Below are 940 nucleotides of genomic sequence, written 5' to 3' on the forward strand. Positions count from 1 at the left end.
AGTTTCCTGTTACTAAAGCTGTTGTTGTTGGAACTGCTATTCCTCCTGTCGCAGCTGTGTACCAAACTATTGTGCCTGTCGCTGGCGTGTTTACCTGAATATTAGCAACGGTTGGTGCATCAATTAAACAGAAGTCTTGTGATGCATCTGTAGTAGTTGGTGTTCCCGGATCTGTTACACTTACTGCAACTGCTAATCTAACATTGCTTTCACAGTTTGTTGCTGGATCTAATATTGAAGCGTAATATGTACCTGTTGCTAAAGCTGTTGTAGCTGGAATTGCTGTTCCACCTGTGGCAGCTGTATACCAAACTATTGTGCCTACCGCTGGTGTGTTTACCTGAATATTAGCAACGGTTGGTGCATCAACTAAACAGAAATCTTGTGTGGCATCTGTAGTGGTTGGTGTTCCAGGATCGGTTACACTTACGGCAACTGCTAATCTAACACTGCTTTCGCAGTTTGTTGTTGGATTTAGAATTGAAGCATAATATGTTCCTGTTGCCAAAGCCGTTGTTGCTGGAACTGCTGTTCCGCCTGTCGCAGCTGTATACCAAACTATTGTGCCTGCCGCTGGTGTGTTAACCTGAATATTGGCAACAGTTGGCGCATCAACTAAACAGAAATCCTGAGTTGCATCTGTAGTGGTTGGTGTTCCCGGATCAGTCACGCTTACTGCAACAGCTAATCTTACCGCACTTTCACAATTTGTTGTTCCGTTAAAAATTGATGCATAATAAGTACCTGTAGTCAAAGCTGTCGTAGAAGCGATTGCTGTTCCACCTGTGGCAGCTGTATACCAAACTATTGTGCCTACCGCTGGTGTGTTTACCTGAATATTCGCAACTGTTGGTGCATCAACTAAACAGAAATCTTGTGTTGCATCTGTTGTAGTTGGCGTTCCAGGATCAGTTACACTTACGGCAACTGCTAATCTAAC

General features: G+C 43.7%; 1 pseudogene. It reads right to left on the bottom strand.

Annotated features, from left to right (window positions below):
* Positions 1–940 (bottom strand): annotated as a pseudogene (locus APR43_RS24565) (hypothetical protein); the annotation flags it as partial.

The sequence above is a fragment of the Flavobacterium sp. NLM genome, from assembly GCF_002210235.1.
Lineage (GTDB): Bacteria > Bacteroidota > Bacteroidia > Flavobacteriales > Flavobacteriaceae > Flavobacterium > Flavobacterium panici.